This is a genomic window from Rhizobium sp. 16-488-2b (assembly GCF_017741815.1).
Lineage (GTDB): Bacteria > Pseudomonadota > Alphaproteobacteria > Rhizobiales > Rhizobiaceae > Rhizobium.
In genome coordinates, this window is sequence record NZ_JAGHMF010000043.1 from 1 (window position 1) to 3405 (window position 3405).

Consider the following 3405-nt stretch of genomic DNA (forward strand, 5'->3'; position numbering starts at 1 on the left):
TTTATACCGACCGGCGAACTATGCCGATTGCCTCTTCTGATAGGAACGGTCCATCGGGCGTTCCCGGCAGGTTCGGCGTTGTGCCGGTTGATGACACTCGGCATAGTTCTTATGCTCAGAGGGCGTTCAGGAATTCCAGAAGCCGGTCGCTAGGTCGGAATCGCTCGGCCTTGGCGCGTTCGTACGGCTTCAGTTTTGCGAGTGCAGATTCCTTCAGTTCGAGATGCGCATGAAGATAGGTGAGCGTCGTTTCCATCGCCTCATGGCCCAGCCACAGGGCGATGACCGAGCAATCGACGCCTGCCTGTAGCAACTCCATGGCGGCGGAGTGCCGCAAGACATGGGGTGACACCCGCTTCGACCGAAGGGAGGCGCATTGCTCGCGCGCTTTGGCAACATATTTGTTCAGCATTGCCTGCACGCCGTCAGTGCTGAGCTTGCCGCCGTGCATGTTCGGAAAGAGAGGCGTTGCGCTCCGCTTTCTGGGCTCCTTGAGCCAGTGACGAAGGGCTTGCTGTGCCACCTTTGTGAGCGGCGTACACCGCTCTTTGCGGCCCTTGCCGACGCATCGCACATACGCGCCTTGACCGAGCACTACCGAGTCTCGGTCCAGGTCGACAATCTCGGAGACCCGCAACCCCGTTTGCGCGGCCAGCAATAGCAGAGTGTAATCACGGCGTCCCAGCCACGTGCTTCGATCCGTGCAGTTCAGGATCGCTTCAATCTCGGGCCTGGTTAGAAATTGAAGCTGCCGCTTGTCGCATCGCTTGCTGGGGAGCGCGAGAACACGCTGAATATGGGCGCTATGTGCGGGCTCCTCGAACGCTGCATACCGAAAGAAGGATCGGATTGCTGTGAGGCGGAGATTCCGCGTCCTCACTGACGCGGATCTCTTCGTCTCAAGGTCGTCCAGGAATGCGCTGATGAAAGGGGCGTCCAAGTCCCGCAGTGTCAACTGAGACGGGGACCTCCTAAGGCGTGCCTGTGCAAACGCAAACAGGAGTCTGAAGGTGTCGCGATAGGAAGCGATGGTGTTGGAGCTTACACCTCGATGCTTCATGAGGCGATCTGTGAACCAACGCTCGATCAGCACGGCCAAGTCGTTCGTGCGTCTCATGACCGATCCTCCCAACGCTTATCCAATCGCTGGACCGCATGGTTCATCAGTTCCGGCGCGGCGGACAGGTACCAGTAGGTGTCGCGAACATTGGCATGGCCGAGAAAGGTCGAGAGAACCGGCAGTTCGCGTTCCACATCTTCGCCAGCGCGATGCCAGTTGATCAGTGTCTGGACGGCGAAACGGTGACGAAGATCATGAATCCGTGGGCCATTGCGATTCCCTTCCTCTCGCAATCCGATTTGCCGGGATAATCGCCAGAACACGCGGTGCACGTATTGATGCAACAATCTGCCGCCCTGTTCGGCGACGAAGAAATAGGGACTGCGCGGCGTACCAAGGTGTGCATCGCGTCGGACAGCATAATCTGAAAGGACGGCAATTGTCGTGGCATGTAGCGGTACCAGCCGTGACTTACCAAACTTAGCCTCTCGAATGGTGAGGATGCCTTGGTCGAGATCAACGTCGGTCCGGAGCAGGCTGAGCGCTTCGGAATGGCGTAGTCCGGCCACTGCTATCAGCCCGAACAGGCAGTGATATGTCCAGCGCCGCAGGGCGTTGGCCGGCGGCAGGGACAGTGCTGCAGCCAAAAGCTTCTGAATCTCGACTTCACTATAGATGTAAGGCTTTGTGCGCCGTGCCGGCGGTACAACGTCACTCGGTAGCACTTCTGTCAGAGGATCGAAATGAGCCAGGTGCTGGGCAAAGCAGCGCACGTCAACCAGGCGGATCGACCAACTCGGCTGCCGGCCCATTGAGGTGACCCACTTCATTGCAAGGTCCGTCGTGACGGTCTCGGCGCCGCGGGCTTCCATGAAAGCGACGAACTCCGACAATCGTTTTGCCGGACCGTCATATTTGTATCCCAATCCTTGGCGCATGCCGACGTAGCGCTCAAGCGCGGTGCGAAGCCGGCTCATTGGACACCTCCCGGCCAGGGCAGGCTCAGTTCACGCATCTTCTCGATATCGAGCTTGGCATAGATTCTTGTGCTATCGATGCTTCGATGGCGGAGCAATTGGCCGATCTCCGCAAAGCTGGCGCCTGACCGCAAAAGGTCGGTCGCAAGGCTGTGGCGGAAAAGATGGGCACCGTGATGCGCATAGCCGTCAATGCCCGCCCGTTCGAGTGCCTGCTTCGCGATCATCGTGATGGCGCAGCCGGAGGCAAAACCCACGTGCGGCGCAAGGGTTCGCAAGAAAACTCGCCGACACGCGGAAGCCGGCCGCCCATGCCGGATATAAGCGACGATAGCTGTTCCGACATCGTGACGGAGCGGCATTGTCGCTTGCCGCCGCCCCTTGCCATGTACGAGGATCGTGCCCGACTGCCAGTCGATATCATCGAGATTGAGGGTGGCAACTTCGCTGGCGCGCAAGCCTAGCTTGGCCAGGAGCATCAGAACCGCATAGTCCCGATGACCCATTGCCGTCGTCCGGTCACAGGCATCGAGAACCTTCTGCACCTTCTCGGGCGGCAGGAATGTTGGAAGGCCGGCAAGTCGCCAGCGGCGGATGGACGGTACGCAATCGGCCAACGCCGTCGAGATGAAGCCCTTTAGATGCAAGTAACGCAGGAAGGCACGTATCACCACGCACATGGCTTTGCCACTGTCGGCGGAGCCATCGAGCGCATGTCGCTCGACATAACCGATAACGATCTCCGGGGTGAGCGCTTCAAATCCATTCGCGCCGGCGGGACAGACCTCCCGCAGAAATCGAAGTGATAGAAGCTTGTGGCTCCCCACCGTTGAGGCGGCGAGCCCTCTCTCATTCGAGAGATATGCCCCGAATACATCGGCGATCTGCTCGTGCTCATTGCGCTCAACCGGTAGCGCAGCTGGTATTAAGCCCTCTTCCCGTAACGCTGAAAGCAAGCGTCGGAGTGCCGATCGGTCGCCCGTGTCGGGCTTCCAGTGTTTGAAACGATGCTCAAGAAAGCGATCGACATAAGCTTCGCTCAAATCTTGCGGGGCATATCCACTGCCAACATGCCAGTCCATCAGGTCTCGAAACAGGCTCAGCGAGCGCCACGTGCATTGCCGACCCAAACCTTCGTTCGACATTTTGGCGGCGTAAACGCCCGCAAACTCCCGATACGGACCGTAGACCAGCTTCCGGTATAGAGCGCTGCGATTCAAATAGTCAGTTGCGTTCATGTGTCCTCTCCTTCGCATCAATTGCGACGGAGAGACCCTAAGCTATGCCGGCTAGGTGACCGCTATGGTGCCGGAAACGTTGGCAAAAAGTTGATTAATCGGCATAGTTCGCCGGTCGGCGTAAACCGCC

General features: G+C 58.6%; 3 protein-coding genes. All 3 read right to left on the reverse strand.

The window, feature by feature from the left end:
• Positions 1-115: 115 nt before the first annotated feature.
• Genes J5286_RS30190 through J5286_RS30200 form a run of 3 tightly spaced genes read right to left on the reverse strand, consistent with a single transcriptional unit; the run spans position 116 to position 3275 of the window.
• Entirely contained in the window at positions 116-1117 is a 1002-nt protein-coding gene (locus tag J5286_RS30190) for a tyrosine-type recombinase/integrase (protein ID WP_209193683.1), read from the reverse strand.
• A complete protein-coding gene (locus tag J5286_RS30195) occupies positions 1114-2037 on the reverse strand; it encodes a tyrosine-type recombinase/integrase (protein WP_209193682.1) in 924 nt (307 codons plus the stop codon). The genes J5286_RS30190 and J5286_RS30195 overlap by 4 nt, the downstream gene beginning before the upstream one ends.
• Positions 2034-3275 carry a site-specific integrase gene (locus J5286_RS30200; RefSeq protein WP_209193681.1) on the reverse strand — a complete coding sequence of 414 codons (1242 nt, stop codon included), beginning with the start codon at positions 3273-3275 and terminating at the stop codon, positions 2034-2036. The genes J5286_RS30195 and J5286_RS30200 overlap by 4 nt, the downstream gene beginning before the upstream one ends.
• Between the last annotated feature and the right edge of the window lie 130 nt (positions 3276-3405).